The organism is Streptomyces sp. NPDC054872, assembly GCF_053610705.1.
Genome location: NZ_JBSGYY010000035.1, coordinates 42,463 through 58,230, shown reverse-complemented (window position 1 = coordinate 58,230; position 15,768 = coordinate 42,463). Strand labels below are relative to the sequence as shown.

The 15,768-nt window shown below is 69.5% G+C and carries 16 protein-coding genes; 1 reads left to right on the top strand and 15 read right to left on the bottom strand.

The genetic code is table 11. From position 1 onward, the window contains the following. Positions 1 to 93 precede the first annotated feature (93 nt). A complete protein-coding gene (locus tag ACWGIH_RS33065; RefSeq protein WP_453451725.1) occupies positions 94 to 849 on the top strand; it encodes a TetR/AcrR family transcriptional regulator in 756 nt (251 codons plus the stop codon). On the opposite strand, the gene ACWGIH_RS33060 is transcribed toward ACWGIH_RS33065, so the two are convergent. The 15 genes from ACWGIH_RS33060 to ACWGIH_RS32990 form a co-directional block, all read right to left on the bottom strand. Then, on the bottom strand, positions 755 to 2,050 hold the full coding sequence (locus ACWGIH_RS33060; RefSeq protein WP_453451726.1) for an MFS transporter: 1,296 nt from the start codon (positions 2,048 to 2,050) through the stop codon (positions 755 to 757). The two genes, ACWGIH_RS33065 and ACWGIH_RS33060, sit on opposite strands and share 95 nt — an antisense overlap. A 9-nt stretch (positions 2,051 to 2,059) precedes the next feature. Further along, a complete protein-coding gene (locus ACWGIH_RS33055; RefSeq protein WP_453451727.1) occupies positions 2,060 to 2,929 on the bottom strand; it encodes an alpha/beta hydrolase in 870 nt (289 codons plus the stop codon). A 137-nt stretch (positions 2,930 to 3,066) separates the two neighbouring features. After that, on the bottom strand, positions 3,067 to 3,210 hold the full coding sequence (locus ACWGIH_RS33050) for a hypothetical protein (protein WP_453451728.1): 144 nt from the start codon (positions 3,208 to 3,210) through the stop codon (positions 3,067 to 3,069). A 66-nt stretch (positions 3,211 to 3,276) separates the two neighbouring features. After that, the gene (locus ACWGIH_RS33045) at positions 3,277 to 3,477 is read right to left on the bottom strand and encodes an acyl-CoA carboxylase subunit epsilon (protein WP_453451729.1); all 201 of its coding nucleotides are present in this window, start codon (positions 3,475 to 3,477) and stop codon (positions 3,277 to 3,279) included. 158 nt (positions 3,478 to 3,635) lie between these two features. Beyond that, positions 3,636 to 4,262 carry a DsbA family oxidoreductase gene (locus tag ACWGIH_RS33040; RefSeq protein WP_453451730.1) on the bottom strand — a complete coding sequence of 209 codons (627 nt, stop codon included), beginning with the start codon at positions 4,260 to 4,262 and terminating at the stop codon, positions 3,636 to 3,638. 61 nt (positions 4,263 to 4,323) lie between these two features. Beyond that, the gene (locus ACWGIH_RS33035; protein WP_453691729.1) at positions 4,324 to 5,388 is read right to left on the bottom strand and encodes a 2-oxoacid:ferredoxin oxidoreductase subunit beta; all 1,065 of its coding nucleotides are present in this window, start codon (positions 5,386 to 5,388) and stop codon (positions 4,324 to 4,326) included. Continuing rightward, positions 5,378 to 7,282 carry a 2-oxoacid:acceptor oxidoreductase subunit alpha gene (locus ACWGIH_RS33030; protein WP_453691727.1) on the bottom strand — a complete coding sequence of 635 codons (1,905 nt, stop codon included), beginning with the start codon at positions 7,280 to 7,282 and terminating at the stop codon, positions 5,378 to 5,380. Before ACWGIH_RS33030 ends, ACWGIH_RS33035 begins: the two co-directional genes overlap by 11 nt. A 54-nt stretch (positions 7,283 to 7,336) precedes the next feature. Then, the gene (locus ACWGIH_RS33025; protein ID WP_453451433.1) at positions 7,337 to 8,314 is read right to left on the bottom strand and encodes a Gfo/Idh/MocA family protein; all 978 of its coding nucleotides are present in this window, start codon (positions 8,312 to 8,314) and stop codon (positions 7,337 to 7,339) included. Further along, complete coding sequence (locus tag ACWGIH_RS33020) at positions 8,311 to 9,717, bottom strand: NDP-hexose 2,3-dehydratase family protein (RefSeq protein WP_453451434.1); 1,407 nt, start codon at positions 9,715 to 9,717, stop codon at positions 8,311 to 8,313. Before ACWGIH_RS33020 ends, ACWGIH_RS33025 begins: the two co-directional genes overlap by 4 nt. 39 nt (positions 9,718 to 9,756) lie before the next feature. Further along, a complete protein-coding gene (locus ACWGIH_RS33015; protein WP_453451435.1) occupies positions 9,757 to 10,533 on the bottom strand; it encodes an NAD-dependent epimerase/dehydratase family protein in 777 nt (258 codons plus the stop codon). After that, entirely contained in the window at positions 10,530 to 11,834 is a 1,305-nt protein-coding gene (gene rfbH, locus ACWGIH_RS33010) for a lipopolysaccharide biosynthesis protein RfbH (RefSeq protein WP_365818827.1), read from the bottom strand. The genes ACWGIH_RS33015 and rfbH overlap by 4 nt, the downstream gene beginning before the upstream one ends. 28 nt (positions 11,835 to 11,862) lie before the next feature. Further along, positions 11,863 to 12,846 (bottom strand): dTDP-glucose 4,6-dehydratase, encoded by a 984-nt coding sequence (rfbB, locus tag ACWGIH_RS33005; protein ID WP_453451436.1) that lies wholly within the window; start codon positions 12,844 to 12,846, stop codon positions 11,863 to 11,865. Then, complete coding sequence (locus tag ACWGIH_RS33000; RefSeq protein ID WP_453451437.1) at positions 12,843 to 13,901, bottom strand: glucose-1-phosphate thymidylyltransferase; 1,059 nt, start codon at positions 13,899 to 13,901, stop codon at positions 12,843 to 12,845. Before ACWGIH_RS33000 ends, rfbB begins: the two co-directional genes overlap by 4 nt. A gap of 91 nt (positions 13,902 to 13,992) precedes the next feature. After that, positions 13,993 to 14,577 (bottom strand): dTDP-4-dehydrorhamnose 3,5-epimerase family protein, encoded by a 585-nt coding sequence (locus tag ACWGIH_RS32995; RefSeq protein WP_453451438.1) that lies wholly within the window; start codon positions 14,575 to 14,577, stop codon positions 13,993 to 13,995. Positions 14,578 to 14,592: 15 nt separating this feature from the next. After that, on the bottom strand, positions 14,593 to 15,747 hold the full coding sequence (locus tag ACWGIH_RS32990; RefSeq protein WP_453451439.1) for a nucleotide disphospho-sugar-binding domain-containing protein: 1,155 nt from the start codon (positions 15,745 to 15,747) through the stop codon (positions 14,593 to 14,595). Positions 15,748 to 15,768: the final 21 nt, after the last annotated feature.

Here is a 15,768-nt window from a genome sequence, read left to right as displayed (position 1 = left end):
CGTATCCGGCGACAAATACAACGTACACATCAACGTGTACGTTGTCTACTGCTGATACGCTGTATCCAGGTGAACGGGAAGGAGGCCACACCCGTGGCCAGTGAGAAGAAGTCCCCCGCCGCGTCGCAGTGCGAGGTCGGCGACAAGGTTTCCCTGTGGGAGCGCCTCGAGCGGCCGATCGCCGCCCCGCGCGCCCAGGTGCTCTCCCCCGGTCGGATCGCGTCGGTCGCCGTCACGATCGCCGACGCGGAGGGGATCGACGCCGTCACCATGCGACGGCTCGCCACCGAGCTCGAGGTCGCGCCCATGGCCGCGTACCGGTACGTGTCCGGCAAGGACGACGTCCTCGAGCTGATGGTCGACACCGTCTACGGCGACCTGAAGGTCCCCGACGACCCCAGTGACTGGCGCGAGACCATGCGCGTCCTCGCCGTCAACACCCGTGAGCTGGTGCTCACGCACCCCTGGCTGGCCCGGCTCTCCAAGGCCATGTTCGCGCCGACGCCGAACCGCCTCGCCGTCAACGAGCAGGCGCTGCTGGCCCTCGACGCGGCAGGCCTGAGCCCCGAGCTGAGCATGGCCGTGTTCGAGACGGTCAACGCCTACGCGTACGGAAGTGCCTACACCGAGGCGTCGATGGAACTGCTCATGAAGGGGCAGGGCTGGACCCACAGCGATGACGTCAAGATGGCCATGGCCCCGGAGTTCACCTGGCTGATGAGCACCGGCCGCTACCCCACCTACCAGCGCAGCGCTAGCGCCGCCAGCCACTTCGGAGACCGACGGGCGAAGTTCGAGTCGGGTCTGGACTGTGTGCTCGACGGCATCGGCGTCCGCATGGGCATCTGACGCGGGGGCGCTCTCGGGAGCGGTCGACCGCCAGCGCCGCGACGGCCGCCGCGCAGGAGACGAGCCCGCCGACATAGAGCCCCGAGCGCGCGCCCGCCTCCTCGCTGAGCCGGCCGACGAACAGGGCGCCGAGCGGCGTGGAGCCCTGGAAGACCAGGGTGTAGAGCGCCATCACCCGGCCGCGGAACTCCGTGTCGGTGCCGAGCTGGATGCGGTGGTTCGCCGCCTGCGCGAACCAGACGGTCGCGAAGCCGGTGAGCACGAGCAGGACCACGACCGCCGCGTACGACGGCGCCAGGCCGGTGGCCGTCTCCAGGACGCCGAAGCCGAGCGCGGCCACCAGGACCGTGCGGCTCGTGGGGCGGCCCCGGCGCGCGGTGGTGACGAAGGCCGCCGCGAGGGACCCGGCGGCCAGGGCCGCGGTGAGCAGACCGAACGCGCTGACGTCGGAATGGAATTCGGTCTTGGCGAGAAGCGGGAGCGTGAGCTGGAAGTTGAACCCGAAGACACCGATCACCGCGACGAGCGCCAGCGGCAGCATGAGGTCCGGGCGGCCCCGCACATGACGAAGCCCGTCGACGACCCGGGCGCGCGAGGCGGTGCGCGGGGCCCGGTGCAGCTCACCGGGCCGCATCAGGCGCAGCGCCACCACGGTCGCCGCGTAGCTCAGCGCGTTCAGGGCCATCACCTGGCCGATGCCGAAGCCGCTGATCAACAGGCCCGCGAGGGCAGGTCCCACGACGCGGGCGACATTGAAGTACGCCGCGCTGAGCGCCGACGCGTTGGGCAGCAGTTCGGAGCCGACCATCTCGCTCACGAAGGCCATGCGGGTGGGTATCTCCAGGGCGTTGACGGTGCCGAGACCCAGCGCGAAGAGGTAGACCTGCCACAGTTCCGCCCGGCCGCCGAGCACGAGCAGACCGAGCAGCAGCGCGAGCAGCCCCGACGTCACGTTCGCGACGGTGAGCAGGAGCCGTTTGTCGTGGCGGTCCGCGAGCCGGCCGCCGTAGAGCGTGAGCAGGAGCAGCGGTGTGAACTGCAGGGCCGTGACGATGCCCAGAGCGGTGGCGGAGTCGTCCGTGAGGGACAGCACCAGCCAGTCCTGGGCCACGACCATCATCCAGGTGCCCGCCACGGAGACGACCTGACCCGCCGTGAAGAGACGGAAGTTGCGTACGGCGAGCGAGCGGAACGTCTGCATGGGAAGCGCTCACACCCGTCCGGCGAGGCATTCCTCCAGGAACGCCAGGGCCTTGAGGTGGTACGAACGGGCCGCCCAGCCGAGGCTGATGTTGTGTCCGGCCTCGGGAACGCGGTCGATGACGACGCGCTTCGAGGCGAGACGGGCGGTGAGGTCGGCGACAGCGGTCTCGTCGTGCCGCCACCACGCCTCGTGCGCGGCGAAGGTCAGCCGGACCGGCACCCGCACGCGGGCGGCGACGTCCGGGAACGTGTCCGGCCAGAGTGCGGCCTCCCTGCCCTCACGGGCGGGCATCGGCGCGACGAGCGAGGCGCTGCTGAGGAATGTGTTCGGCGGGTAGTACCGCAGCGCGCCCCAGGTCAGCGACCAGCGCCCGTGGCCGCGGGCGCCCGGCAGGTCGTCGGGGCCGACGGCGTACTGGTGGCCGCACCCCGATATGTCGAGGCCGATCAGGGCGGCGCCCTGCTCGTCGGCGGCGGCCGTGAGCGCCAGTTTGCCGCCGTAGGAGTGTGCGAGGACGAAGTATCCCGCGCCGGTCTCGTACTGCGAGGCGTAGTGCTTCAGGGCCGCGTACAAAGTGGCCGACTGCTCCACCAGGGTCTGCCCGTCCGGCAGTTGGGCCGCGGACGTGCCGTAACCGGGACGGTCCACGGACAGCACGTTGTAGCCGAGACTCGCGGCGAGCGTCAGCAGCGACAGGTCGGGGTGCGCCTGCCCGTCGAAGTAGCCGGCGCTCATTCCTCCGCCGTGCAGTGCCACGATCGTGGCGCGCGGCGGGTGGCACGGGGCTTCGGCGAGGAGCGCCGACAGGGTGACGCCCGCCCCTTCGAGGACGATGCGACGGACTCCCAGGGACGTACTGGCGGGCGAGACAGGCATGGGGATCAGGGCTCCGATGGTTGTGCGGGCAGGGCTGGTACGGGCACGGCTGGTCCGGGCACGGCTGGTCCGGGCACGGCTGGGCCGGGCAGAGCTGGTCCGGGCGGTGGGACAGGCAGCACGGGACGGCGGGATCCTCAGTCGAGTCCGCGCAGGATGTGCGGCTCACCGACGTCGCTCTCGTCCTCACCGGCGAGGAGGGGCACCGGCAGGGGCGTCGCGTGCAGGGAGCGCGGGTCGGGGCGACGGCGGGTGGTGAGCTCGGCCTCATCGGTGATCACAGGTGTGTTCCTTCCTCGGCGGGTACGGAGGGGCGCGGGCGCGCAAACGCGGTGGGGTCGCATGGCTCAGGCACGCCAGCTGCGCGGGCCCGGGGAACGCGGGGTCCGGTCGGGCCGGCTCCAGCGGGCGGTCGCGCGGTGGTGGCAGGAGATGTCGTCCGGGGTGGCGTCCGGGGCCTGACGGCTCAGCAGGACGGCGGTGAGGGCGGCGAGCTCCTCGGGGGTCGGGGAGCCCTTTTCCACGCAGATCAGCTCGGTCGACGGCATGTCGTCTCCTCAAGGTTCGCGATCGATGGGTGTGCGCTGGGTGCTCTGGTGTCCGCGGCTCTGCCTTCTTGCGCACGGGCACGCAAAGCAGCGGGTTGCGCCGGTCTTCCCGGCGCAACCCGCTGCGTGTGTTGCGTATGAACAGCCGAACAGTCGGCTCAGCTGCTGTGCGGAATCCTCTCCAGTGCTTCCGAGAACTCCTCGACGGCCTGCGCACCCGAAATCCGCGCACCGTCATCGAAGACGAACAGCGGCACGGAGCTCACCTTCTCCTCGCGCACGCGGGAAAGCTGTGCGTTCAGCACCTCGTCGCCCACATCGGCCGGCAGCACCCCGACCTCGTCCGCGAGGCGTCGCAGCGTCTCGGGTTCGGCGATGTTCACCCCGTCGGTGAAATAGGCGCGGAACAACCGCTCCACCATGCGCTCGCCCTTGCCCTGCTCAGCCGCCGCGAGCACCAGCCGGTGCCCGGCGCCCGTATTGGTGAAGATGGCCCGATCGAAGTGCACGTCGAGACCGTCCTCCGCGCCGAAGGACCGGTCCTTGGAAATGGCCTTGGCCCTTTCCTCGCCGAAGGCGTCCCGGTGCACTTCGAACAACGGCCGCCCGGTGGCCGGTTCGTCCGTCGACAGATGGAACGGGCGGAAGACCACCTCGACCTCTCCGCCCTTTTCGCGATACCGCTCGATGGCCGCGGAGAACCGGGCGAACCCGAGATAGGAATGGACACAGACAAGGTCGTAGAAGAACTCGACACGGCGGGGGGTTGTTTCACTCGGCTTCATGTATTCACCTTCCAACCTGAACCTCGGTTCAGGTCAAGCTGTACTCGGAAAAGGGCTGATATCAGCCGACGGTCCAGGTGTCGTTGCCGGCGAGCAGTGCGGCCAGGTCGCCTTTGCCGTTCTGTTCGATGGCGGTGTCGAGCTGGTCGGACATGAGGGTGTCGTAGACGGGGCGTCGGGTGTTGCGGAAGACGCCGATGGGGGTGTGGTGCAGGGTGTCGGGGTCGGCGAGGCGGGAGAGGGCGAAGGCCAGCGTCGGCGAGGTCGAGTGCGCGTCGTGGACCAGAATCTGAGACTCCGTCTCAGGCGTGACCGGGACGACTTTGAGGTCGCCGGTCACCGGGTCGCGTACGACGCCCTTGGAGCCGAGGCCGCCTTCCAGGGGAGCCCCGAAGCGGATGGGTTGGCCGTGTTCCAGGCGGATCACGGCTTCCTCGGCCTGCTGTTTGTCCTTGAGGACTTCGAAGGCGCCGTCGTTGAAGATGTTGCAGTTCTGGTAGATCTCCACCAGGGCGGTGCCGGGGTGTTCGGCGGCTTCGCGCAGCACCGAGGTGAGGTGTTTGCGGTCGGAGTCCACGGTGCGGGCCACGAAGCTCGCCTCCGCGCCGATGGCGAGGGAGACGGGGTTGAAGGGCGCGTCGAGGGAGCCCATCGGCGTGGACTTGGTGATCTTGCCGACTTCGGAGGTCGGGGAGTACTGGCCTTTGGTGAGGCCGTAGATCCGGTTGTTGAACAGCAGGATCTTGAGGTTGACGTTGCGGCGCAGGGCGTGGATGAGGTGGTTGCCGCCGATGGACAGGGCGTCGCCGTCGCCGGTGACCACCCACACGGACAGGTCGCGGCGGGAGGAGGCGAGTCCGGTGGCGATGGCGGGGGCGCGGCCGTGGATGGAGTGCATCCCGTAGGTGTTCATGTAGTACGGGAAGCGTGAGCTGCAGCCGATGCCGGAGACGAAGACGATGTTCTCCTTGGCCAGGCCGAGTTCGGGCATGAAGCCCTGTACGGCGGCCAGGACGGCGTAGTCACCGCAGCCGGGGCACCAGCGCACCTCCTGGTCGGACTTGAAGTCCTTGGCGGTGAGCGGCAGGTCGGATTTGGGGATGAGGGTGAGGGCCTCAGTGGGCATGGCGGGCGGCCTCCTTGAGGGCGGTGGCGAGCTGCTCGGCCTTGAACGGCATCCCGTTGACCTGCGTGAAGGACTGGGCATCCACGAGGTACTTGGCACGGATCAGCGTGGCGAGCTGACCGAGGTTCATCTCGGGAATCACCACCTTGTCGTAACGCTTCAGGACCTCGCCCAGATTCCGGGGGAAGGGATTGAGGTGGCGCAGATGGGCCTGCGCCACGCTCTCGCCGGCCGCCCGCAGGCGCCGGACGGCGGCGGTGATGGGCCCGTAGGTCGAACCCCAGCCGAGGACCAGCAGTCGCGCCTCGCCGCCGGGGTCATCAACAGTGACGTCCGGGACCTTGATCCCGTCGATCTTGGCCTGGCGGGTGCGGACCATGAAGTCGTGGTTGGCGGGGTCGTAGGAGATGTTGCCGGTGCCGTCCTGCTTCTCGATGCCGCCGATGCGGTGTTCGAGGCCGGGGGTGCCCGGAATCGCCCAGGGGCGCGCGAGTGTCTCCGGGTCGCGCTTGTAGGGCCAGAAGACCTCGGTCCCGTCCTCCAGGACATGGTTCGTCCCGGAGGCGAAGGCAACGCGGAGATCCGGCAGCTGGTTTTCCTCGGGTACCCGCCAGGGTTCGGACCCGTTGGCCAGGTAGCCGTCGCTCAGCAAGAACACCGGGGTGCGGTAGGTGACCGCGATCCGCGCCGCCTCGATCGCCGCGTCGAAGCAGTCCGCCGGCGTCTTGGGCGCCACGATCGGCACCGGCGCCTCACCGTTGCGCCCGAACATGGCCTGCAGCAGATCCGCCTGCTCGGTCTTGGTCGGCAGACCGGTCGAAGGCCCACCGCGCTGAATGTCCACGATCAGCAGCGGCAGCTCCAACGACACCGCGAGGCCGATCGTCTCCGACTTCAACGCCACACCGGGCCCCGAGGTCGTCGTCACCGCGAGCGAGCCGCCGAACGCCGCACCCAGCGCCGCCCCGATGCCCGCGATCTCGTCCTCGGCCTGGAAGGTGCGCACACCGAAGTTCTTGTGTTTGGACAGCTCGTGCAGGATGTCGGAGGCCGGAGTGATCGGATACGAGCCCAGGTAGAGCGGCAGATCAGCCTGCCGGCCCGCCGCGATCAACCCGTACGAGAGGGCCAGGTTCCCCGAGATGTTGCGGTAAGTGCCGGTCGGAAAAGCACTGGTCGCCGGGGCGATCTCGTAGGAGACCGCGAAGTCCTCCGTCGTCTCACCGAAGTTCCAACCCGCCCTAAATGCGGCGATGTTCGCCTCGGCGATAGCCGGCTTCTTGGCGAACTTGGTCCGCAGGAACTTCTCCGTGCCCTCGGTCGGCCGGTGATACATCCACGACAGCAGACCCAGCGCGAACATGTTCTTGCTGCGCCCCGCGTCCTTGCGGGACAGGCCGTGTGACTTCAACGCCTCTACCGTCAGCGTCGTCAACGGCACCGGGTGCACCTGGAAGGCGTCCAACGACCCGTCGTCCAGCGGCGACTGGGCGAAGCCGACCTTCAGCATCGCCCGGGGCGTGAACTCATCGGTGTTGACGATGATCTCGGCCCCGCGAGGAACATCCGGAAGGTTGGCCTTCAGCGCTGCCGGGTTCATCGCGACCAGGACGTTCGGCGCGTCGCCCGGCGTGAGGATGTCGTGGTCGGCGAAATGCAGCTGAAAGGAGGAGACACCCGGCAGCGTCCCGGCAGGAGCACGGATCTCGGCGGGAAAGTTCGGCAGTGTCGACAGGTCGTTCCCGAAGGACGCCGTCTCCGAAGTGAACCGGTCACCGGTGAGCTGCATACCGTCCCCCGAGTCACCCGCGAAGCGGATGATCACCCGGTCAAGGCGGCGGATCTCGTTCTGCTTCAAGGTAGTCGCCCTTCCGGAGGCGGTAGCAATGATCACTGGAGTGTGCGGAGTTGAGGGCTGTGGGGACGGAGCGGGCGCCCGGCCAGGCCGTTAGGCCACGTCGCCCGCGGCCCGGCGCACCCCGTCAAGGAGCTCCGCCTGCCGCAGGCACACGGGGTCCGGCGTGGACCGCGCGCGCACGCCGTCCACGAAGGCTGCGACCGTGCGGGCGACCTGGTCAGCGGGCGGCAGCTGGATCACTTCCGTACCGGAGCGGCGCTCGACGCGAATCTCCGGCACGAAGTCCGCCGGCGGTGTGAAGGCGCGCTCCACAGTGATGCGGCCCTCGCTCCCCCACAGTTCGTACGAGGACCGGTAGGCGTGGTCGAGCCCGAAGACGAGCCGGGCGCCGATGCCGCCCTGCGTGCTCAGGAGCGCCTGCCCCGAGGTGTCCACCTCGCGGCCCTGGCCCCGGCCGAGCAGCGCGCCGCGGACTTCGAGGCCTTCGCCCAGGAAGTGCAGGGCGGCCCGGACCGGGTAGACGCCGGTGTCCCAGAGGGCGCCGCCGCCCAGGTCCGCGCGATGCCTGATGTCGTCGTCCGGCAGGCGCGGGATGGCGAACGCGGCCTGGAAGGCGCGCAGTTCGCCGATGGCGCCGTCGGCGACGAGCTTGAGCACCGCGTCGTGCAGCGGATGATGGACGAACATCACGTTCTCCATCATGAAGAGGCCCGACTCCCGCGCGAGCGTGACCAGTCGGCGGGAGCTCTCCAGGTCGGTCGTCAGCGGCTTCTCGGCGAGTACGTGCTTTCCCGCGCGCAGCGCCGCCTCCGTCCACTCCGCGTGCAGGGCGGCGGGCAGTGGGAGGTAGACGGCGTCGATGTCGTCGCGGTCGAGCAGCCGCTGGTAGCCGTGCACAGGCTCGGCGTCGTAGGTCCCGGCGAGTTCCTCGGCCCTGCCCGCGTCCCGGCTGGCGATCGCGGTGATCCGGATGCCGTCCGTGGACGCCATGGCGGGCAGCACGCGCCGCCGGGCGATGTCCGCGCAGCCCAGCAGGCCGACCCGAATGCCGCCCTTGTTGCCCCTCACGACCGCCCCGCGAGTGCGTTGAGGCACAGGAGAAGTGTGCGGGCCTGGACGTTGAGGTAATGACCGTGCTGGAGAAGGGAGTTGAGCTGGTCACGAGCGATCCAGCAGTACCCCGGGGGCGCCTCCACGGGCACCGTTTCCTCGTCCGCCTCGACGATGAGGTAGCGGCTCTCGGCGTTGAGGAAGCGGCCGCCCTCCTCCGAGTGCAGCGCCTCGTAGCGGATCTGCGAGGGGGTCGCCGCCAGGACCAGGTCGAGGAAGGGCGGGCGGTATTCGTCTTCCAGGTAGGCGTAGTTGTCGGGGGTGTGCATGACGGTGGGCGCGAGCTCCACCGTGTCCAGGAGGCCGCCCTCGACGCGTGCCTCCATCAGGACGTGCGGCACTCCGCCGATCGTGCGCGTCACGAAGGCCGTGACACCGATGCCGTGCGGTTCGAACACCGGTTGGGTCCAGCCGGTCACCTCTCGGCTGCCGGCCTCCACGCGCAGGGCGACCACGCTGAAGTAGCGGCCCTCCTCGTGGTCGATGGACATGTCCCCGCGCTTCCAGCCGCTCGCCTCGTCCAGCGGAACGCGTTCCGCGTGGACGTCGTGCCGGGCGCGCTCGGCGGTGAACCAGGACAGGACGTCCGTGTCCGAGTGCAGTGCGCCCTGGTCCTCCTGGGGCAGCGGTGCACAGGCGAGCACGGTCCTGGTGTCCATGTTGATGACGTTGTCGCGGTGCAGGAGCTCACCGATCTGGCCGAGGGTCAGCCAGCAGAAGTCCGGGTCGAGCGGGACGTCGTCGACGGCCTCGACGATCATGTTGCGGTTGCTCTTGTGGAAGAACCACGCGCCGTGCTCGGACTGCAGCGAGTCGGCGATGACCCGGCCGCGGCCGGCCTGCGTGAAGTACTCGATGTACTTCACGTCGGCGCCCTTGTGGACCTTGGTGTAGTTGCTGCGGGTGGCCTGGACGGTCGGCGACAGCTGGAGCAGGTTGCGGTTGCCGGGCTCCATCTTGGCCTGCATCAGGAAGTGCAGGACCCCGTCGAACTCCTTGACCAGCAGGCCGAGGATGCCCACCTCGGGCTGCTTGATGGTGGGCTGGTACCACTCGCGGTGCGGGCCGGTGTCCCGGGTGACGTGCAGGCCCTCGACGGTGAAGAAGCGGCCGCTGCGGTGCACCAGGTTCCCGGTGGCGGCCTCGAACGACCAGCCGTCCAGGCCGCTGAAGGGTATGCGTTCGACCTTGAAGTGGTGCGCGCGGCGCCGCTCGTCCAGCCAGTCGGCGAAGTCGTCGGTGCGCAGCCGCGCGCCCTCCGCCGTCGCGGCCGACCGCGCCATGCGGTGGGCGACGGCCGGGTCGTCGCGCGACGTCAGCGTGGTCGGCCGGGGGGTCGGCCTGCCGGGTGGGGCGTACATGGGGTTCACTCCTTGCGGAATCAGGGGCAGAAGCGCGTGTCAGGACGCGGTGGGGACGGTGGCGCCGACGACGCCCGCGGAGTCGAGAAAGGCGTCGAGGACCTGCCGGTAGTACGTCGGGGTGAAGCCGAGCCGGGCCGTCTCGGGCACGAGGCGCCGCAGCTTCCGCGTGCAGATGACGTGGTGCGCCCCGGCGTCGCGGTACTCGCGCTCGACGGCGAGGCCGAGCCGCGCCTGCAGGTGGTCGACGATGTGGTCCACCGGCACCGCCTCCCCCGACGCCACGTTGACCGTCTCGCCGCGTACGCCGCGCTCCAGAAGGCAGTCGATGACGGTGACCACGTCCGCGACGTCGATGAGGTCGCGGGTGGCGCCCCGGTGGACGCGGACCGCGCCCTCCAGGACCTGCCGGAGCAGCGAGGGCATCAGCTGGTGCGGCGGCTGTCCGGGCCCCACCAGGTGACCGAGGCGCAGGATGAGGTAGTCCGCGCCTGAGGCCTTGAGCCGCTGCTCCAGTGCGAACTTGTGCGCGCCGTAGGGGGTGCAGGGAGTGATCGGGCTGTCCTCGCGTCCCGTGCCGCCCCCTTCTCCGTACATCCCCGTGGATGCCGTGGAGAAGAAGAGGAGCCGGCGCCCGGTGGTCCGGCAGCGCTCCGCCACCTCGTCAAGGAGTGCGGACTCCCGGGCGAAGTCGTCGTCCGAGGTGCCGCCGGCCCAGGAGACACCGGCCGCCAGGACGGCCGTGTCGGGATGCCGGTCGGCGATGGGCCGGAGGTTCCTGGCGAGAAAACCGTTTCCGACGATTTCCATGGTCATCCACGGGCTCCCACGAATTCCTTGATCGAGGAGACGACGTAGTCGAGCATCTCCTCGGTCAGGCCGGGGTAGACCCCGATCCAGAAGGTCTGCTCGGTGATGATGTCGCTGTTGGTCAGCTCGCCGACGACACGGTGCGGCTGGCCTATGTAGGCCGGGTGGCGGGTGAGGTTGCCGGCGAAGAGACGGCGGGTGCCGATCTTGCGGCCCTCCAGGAAGTCCACCAACTCGGCCCGGGTGAAGGGCGCTTCGGGCGATACGGTGAGGGCGAAGCCGAACCAGCTCGGGTCGCTGCGCGGGGTGGCCCGCGGCAGCAGCAGATGCGGGAGGCCGTCGAGGCCGTCGTACAGGTGCTTGAAGTTCTTGCGGCGCGCGGCGCAGAAGTCGTCCAGCTTGGCCAGCTGGGTCAGGCCGAGCGCGGCCTGCAGGTCGGTGGCCTTCAGGTTGTAGCCGACGTGCGAGAAAATGTACTTGTGGTCGTAGCCGGCGGGCAGCGTGCCCATCTGGTACTTGAACCGCTTGAGGCACTTGTTGCTCTCGCCCGGCTCGCACCAGCAGTCACGGCCCCAGTCGCGCAGCGACTCCACGATCCGGGCGAGCGCCAGGTTCGAGGTGAGGACGCAGCCGCCCTCGCCCATCGTCAGGTGGTGCGCGGGGTAGAAGCTGACGGTCGTCATGTCGCTGAAGGTGCCGGTGAGCTGGCCGTCGTAGGTCGAGCCGACCGCGTCGCAGTTGTCCTCGATGAGGAACAGGTCGTGGTCTTCGGCGAGTTGGGCGATCTCGGCGACCTCGAAGGGGTTGCCGAGGGCGTGCGCGATGATGATGGCGCGGGTCTTGGGGCCGATGGCCTGGGCGACCCGGTCGGCCGTCGTGTTGTACGTGCCGAGCTCGACGTCGACGAAGACCGGGATCAGGCCGTTCTGCAGGATCGGGTTGACGGTCGTGGGGAAGCCGGCGGCGACCGTGATCACCTCGTCGCCGGGGCGCAGCCGCCGGTCCTCCAGGAGGTGTGAGGTGAGGGCCGTGGTGGCGAGCAGGTTGGCCGATGAGCCGGAGTTCGTCAGGTGGGCCTTGCGCCGCTTGAGCTTGCGCGCGAACTGCGACTCGAACTTGCGGGAGCTTCGTCCCGCCGCGATCCGCATGTCCAGGGCGGCCTCGACCAGGGCGAGGCGGTCCTCCTCGTCCAGGACGGCGCCGGACGGCCAGATCTCGGTGGTGCCGGGGACGAAGCCCCTGTCGTCCTGGACGTCCCGGTGGTACTTGCGGACTTCGTCCATGACGAGTTCTTTGTGCAGGCTCATGTCGTGCCCTTCCTGAGGTGTTGCTCCGTCATGCCCGGTCCGCCGCGATCGCCTTGGAGTGCTGCCACCAGCTGGTGTTCTCGCGGTACCAGTCGACGGTGTCGGCGAGGCCCTGCTCGAAGGAGACGCGCGGCGCGTATCCGAGCTGGTCGGCGATCTTGGTTTCGTCGAGCGAGTAGCGCAGGTCGTGTGCCTTGCGGTCGGCGACGCGGCGCACGCTCGTCCAGTCCCTGCCGGTGAGTTCGAGCAGCCGCTCGGTGATGGCGCGGTTGGTGCGTTCGTTGCCGCCGCCGACGTTGTAGACCTCGCCGGCCTGGCCCTTGTTCAGGACGAGGTCGATCGCGCGGCAGTGGTCGTCGACGTGCAGCCATTCACGTACGTTGGCGCCCTCTCCGTAGAGCGGCACGGTGAGGCCGGCCAGCAGGTTGGTCACGAAGAGCGGGATGAGCTTCTCGGGGTGCTGGTAGGGCCCGTAGTTGTTGGAGCAGCGCGTGATCGACAGGTCGATCCCGTGGGTGCGCCAGTACGAGCGGGCGACCAGGTCGGACGCGGCCTTGGACGCGGCGTACGGGGAGTTGGGCGCCAGGGGCCAGGTCTCGGTCCAGGAGCCTTCGTCGATGGAGCCGTAGACCTCGTCGGTGGAGACGTGCACGACGCGCTCGACGCCGCTGGCCAGGACCGCTTCGAGCAGCGACTGGGTGCCGAGCACGTTCGTGCGGACGAATTCCGCGGCCGACTCCAGGGAGCGGTCGACGTGCGACTCGGCCGCGAAGTGCACCACGGCGTCATGGCCGGGCAGCAGCTGGCGCAGCAGGTCCCCGTCGAGGATGTCGCCCTGGACGAACGTCAGCCGGGGGTCGTTCGCCGGCAGGCTCTCGCGGTTGCCCGCGTAGGTGAGCTTGTCGACGACGGTGACGTGAGCGCCCTCCCAGCCCGCGTACTCGTCCTGCAGAAGGGTGCGTACATAGTGCGAGCCGATGAAGCCGGCGCCGCCTGTGACCAGGATCTTCATGCTGCTGCCACCTCTACGCTTGTGTGGTCACCGACGACGAGCCGGTGCTGGGCCGCCTGTCCGACGGTCGCGGACCGTCCGATCACCGAACCGTGCAGACCACGGACCTCGGTGACCGTCGCGCCGTCGAGAGCGATGGATTCGTCCATGTGGGTGCCGCGCAGGACGCAGTCCTTGCCGATGGAGGTGTAGGGGCCGACGCGGCTGTCCTCCACCAGCGTTCCCGCGCCGATGATCGTCGGGCCTTCGACGGTGGAGCGGACGATGCGGGCACCGGCCTCCACGATGACCTGGCCGGTGATGACGCTCGTGGCGTCGACCTCGCCCACGACGTCGGGCTTCACCTCGTCGAGGAGCTTGCGGTTGCACGCCAGTACGTCGTCGACGCGGCCGGTGTCCTTCCAGTAGCCCTCGTACTGACTGGCGCGCACGTCGGCGCCGTGGGTGAGGAGCCACTGGATGGCGTCGGTGATCTCCAGTTCGCCGCGTGCGCTGGGCTCGATGGAGGCGACGGCCTCGTGAATGGCCGGCGTGAAGAAGTACACGCCGATCAGGGCGAGGTCGCTGCGGGGCTGCGCGGGCTTCTCCACCAAGCGGGTCACCCGGCCTTCGGAGTCGAGCTCGGCGACGCCGAACGCGGTGGGGTCGGCCACCTTGTAGACGACCACCTGGGCCGCGGGGCGGTCCGCCGCGAACTGTGCCGCGATGTCGCCCACGCCCTCGGGGAGCATGTTGTCGCCGAGGTACATCACGAAGTCGTCGTCCCCGAGGAAGGGCCGGGCGAGCGAGACGCAGGCGGCGAGTCCGGTGGGGTTCTCCTGCGGGATGTACGTGACGCGCACGCCGAGTGCGGAGCCGTCGCCGACGGCTGCCTCGATCTGCTCGGCGCCGCCACCGACGATGATGCCGATCTCGGTGACGCCGAGGTCCCGGATGTTCTCGAGGACGTGCTGGAGAACCGGCTTGTTGGCTATCGGAATGAGCTGTTTGGGCATCGAGTAACTGAACGGGCGCAGGCGGGTGCCCGACCCGCCTGACAACACCAGGGCCTTCATGGAGATTTCCTCCTCGTTGCGGTGCCCGCTTGTGGCGGCCTCGCTTGTGGCTTAATTCCGACGGAATTCCGCTTGAATTCCGTGGTCGCGCCTATACGTAGGACTTGTGGGGTTCGTAGGGCATGAGCAGGCCGGCGGCTGCCGCCTGTGCCGCCGTCGGCGCCTTGGCGTCCTTGTCGGAGATGAGCGGCGGCTCCGTGAAGCCCCAGGGCAGGGCGAGTTCGGGGTCGAGCGGATCGATGTCGACCTGGGTGCCCGGCACATGGGCCGTGGAGAGGACGTAACAGATGCAGGCGTCATCGGTGAGGGTGAGGAAGCCGTGTCCGACGCCTTCGGGGACGAAGACCGAGGTGCCCGCGTCGGCGTCCAGTTCGTTGCTCACATGGCGCCCGTACGTGGGCGACCCGAGGCGCAGGTCGACCAGGATGTCCCGCAGGACGCCCCGGACGCTGGTGACGAACTTCGCCTGGCCCGGCGGGTTGGTGACGCTGTGGATGCCTCGCAGCGTGTTGCGCTTGGAGACGGAGTAGTTGATCTGCCGCGGGGTGAAGGGGCGGCCCGCGGCCTTCTCCAGTTCCTCGGTCCGCAGCGCTTCGTGGAACGACCCGCGCTCGTCCCGCAGATGACGCGGTGCGATGACGAAGGCGCCGGGTATCTCCAGCTCGGTGATGCGCACGTGTGCTCCAGATCCTCAGAGGTTCGCCAGGTCGTCGACGACCCCGGCCGGCGTGGGCATCAGCAGCATCTCGGCGCGCAGCCGCCCGGCCGCTTCGGTGTACCGGGGGTCGTCCAGGAGGTCGGTCAGGGCGTCCCGCAGCCGCTTGGGCGCGTCCTGCGTCTCGGCCGTGTCCAGCGAGACGGCGGCGCCCAGCCGCGCGAGGCGGTCGCCGTGCCCGAAGTTGTCGGCGATCTGCGGCAGCACCAGCTGCGGAAGTCCGGCGAGGGTGGCCGTCATGGAGGTGCCGGAGCCGCCGTGGTGCACCACTGCCTCGCACTGGTCGAGAAGCAGCCCCAGCGGCACGGAGCCCACGCAGCGGATGTCGGCGGGGACCTCGCCGACCAGGCCGCGGAACTCCGCGGGCAGCGTGGCGAGCACCTCGATGTCCGGTATCTCGCCGATGGCCCGCAGCAGCCGGACGACGAACCCGGCTCCGTTGAGCCGCAGGGTCCCGCCCAGGGACAGGCCGACGCGCCGCCTGCCGTCCTGCCGCCCCTCCCAGGGAAATCCCTGGGGCAGCCGCCAGTTGGCGCTGTACGGCACGTGCCTGACCGGCAGCCCCGGCTCGGCGCCCGGCTGCTGGAGCGAGGGCGGGCAGGGGTCCAGGATGACGGCCGGGTCGGGCAGGGCGCCGACGCCGAGTTCCTCGCACAGCTCCCGCAGGTTCTCCCTGGCGAGGCCGCGCGCCGCTCCCGCCAGGCTGTCGACGCCCCACCTGTGGTGGACGACGGGCACGTCGAGTGCCCGGCCGATGACGAGGGTGCTGTACTCGAGCGGGTCACCGACGATCAGATCCGGACGGTAGGCCCGCGCGAAGTCCAGGTGACCCCGGACCACCCGCGCCGCATGGCCCGACCATGCCTGGGCGTAGCCCTCGATGCGCAGCCGCTCACGCGGGCGGACCTGCAGCGGGCGTTGCCACGGTTCGAGCCCCCGCAGCAGCACGGCCTCGCCGTCGAACGCCGCTCCGGTCTGCAGGCCGACGAACCCGGAGGCCCGTACGGCCTCGTCGATGTCCGGCTGCCCCGCCACCACCACGTCGTGTCCGGCGCCGCGCAGCGCCCAGGCGAGGGGCGCGAGCGGGGTGAAATGGCTCGCGGAAGGAGTGCTGATGAATAGGACGCGCATTAACTCTTCTCCAGAGTGCGG

Coding starts and splice junctions, on each gene's coding strand:
- ACWGIH_RS33055 (WP_453451727.1), bottom strand. CDS start 2,929: ATGCCTGTCTCGCCCGCCAGTACGTCCCTGGGAGTCCGTCGCATCGTC.
- ACWGIH_RS33040 (WP_453451730.1), bottom strand. CDS start 4,262: ATGAAGCCGAGTGAAACAACCCCCCGCCGTGTCGAGTTCTTCTACGAC.
- ACWGIH_RS33060 (WP_453451726.1), bottom strand. CDS start 2,050: ATGCAGACGTTCCGCTCGCTCGCCGTACGCAACTTCCGTCTCTTCACG.
- rfbB (WP_453451436.1), bottom strand. CDS start 12,846: ATGAAGATCCTGGTCACAGGCGGCGCCGGCTTCATCGGCTCGCACTAT.
- ACWGIH_RS33020 (WP_453451434.1), bottom strand. CDS start 9,717: ATGTACGCCCCACCCGGCAGGCCGACCCCCCGGCCGACCACGCTGACG.
- ACWGIH_RS33000 (WP_453451437.1), bottom strand. CDS start 13,901: ATGAAGGCCCTGGTGTTGTCAGGCGGGTCGGGCACCCGCCTGCGCCCG.
- ACWGIH_RS32990 (WP_453451439.1), bottom strand. CDS start 15,747: ATGCGCGTCCTATTCATCAGCACTCCTTCCGCGAGCCATTTCACCCCG.
- ACWGIH_RS33045 (WP_453451729.1), bottom strand. CDS start 3,477: ATGCCGTCGACCGAGCTGATCTGCGTGGAAAAGGGCTCCCCGACCCCC.
- ACWGIH_RS33035 (WP_453691729.1), bottom strand. CDS start 5,388: ATGCCCACTGAGGCCCTCACCCTCATCCCCAAATCCGACCTGCCGCTC.
- rfbH (WP_365818827.1), bottom strand. CDS start 11,834: ATGAGCCTGCACAAAGAACTCGTCATGGACGAAGTCCGCAAGTACCAC.
- ACWGIH_RS33015 (WP_453451435.1), bottom strand. CDS start 10,533: ATGACCATGGAAATCGTCGGAAACGGTTTTCTCGCCAGGAACCTCCGG.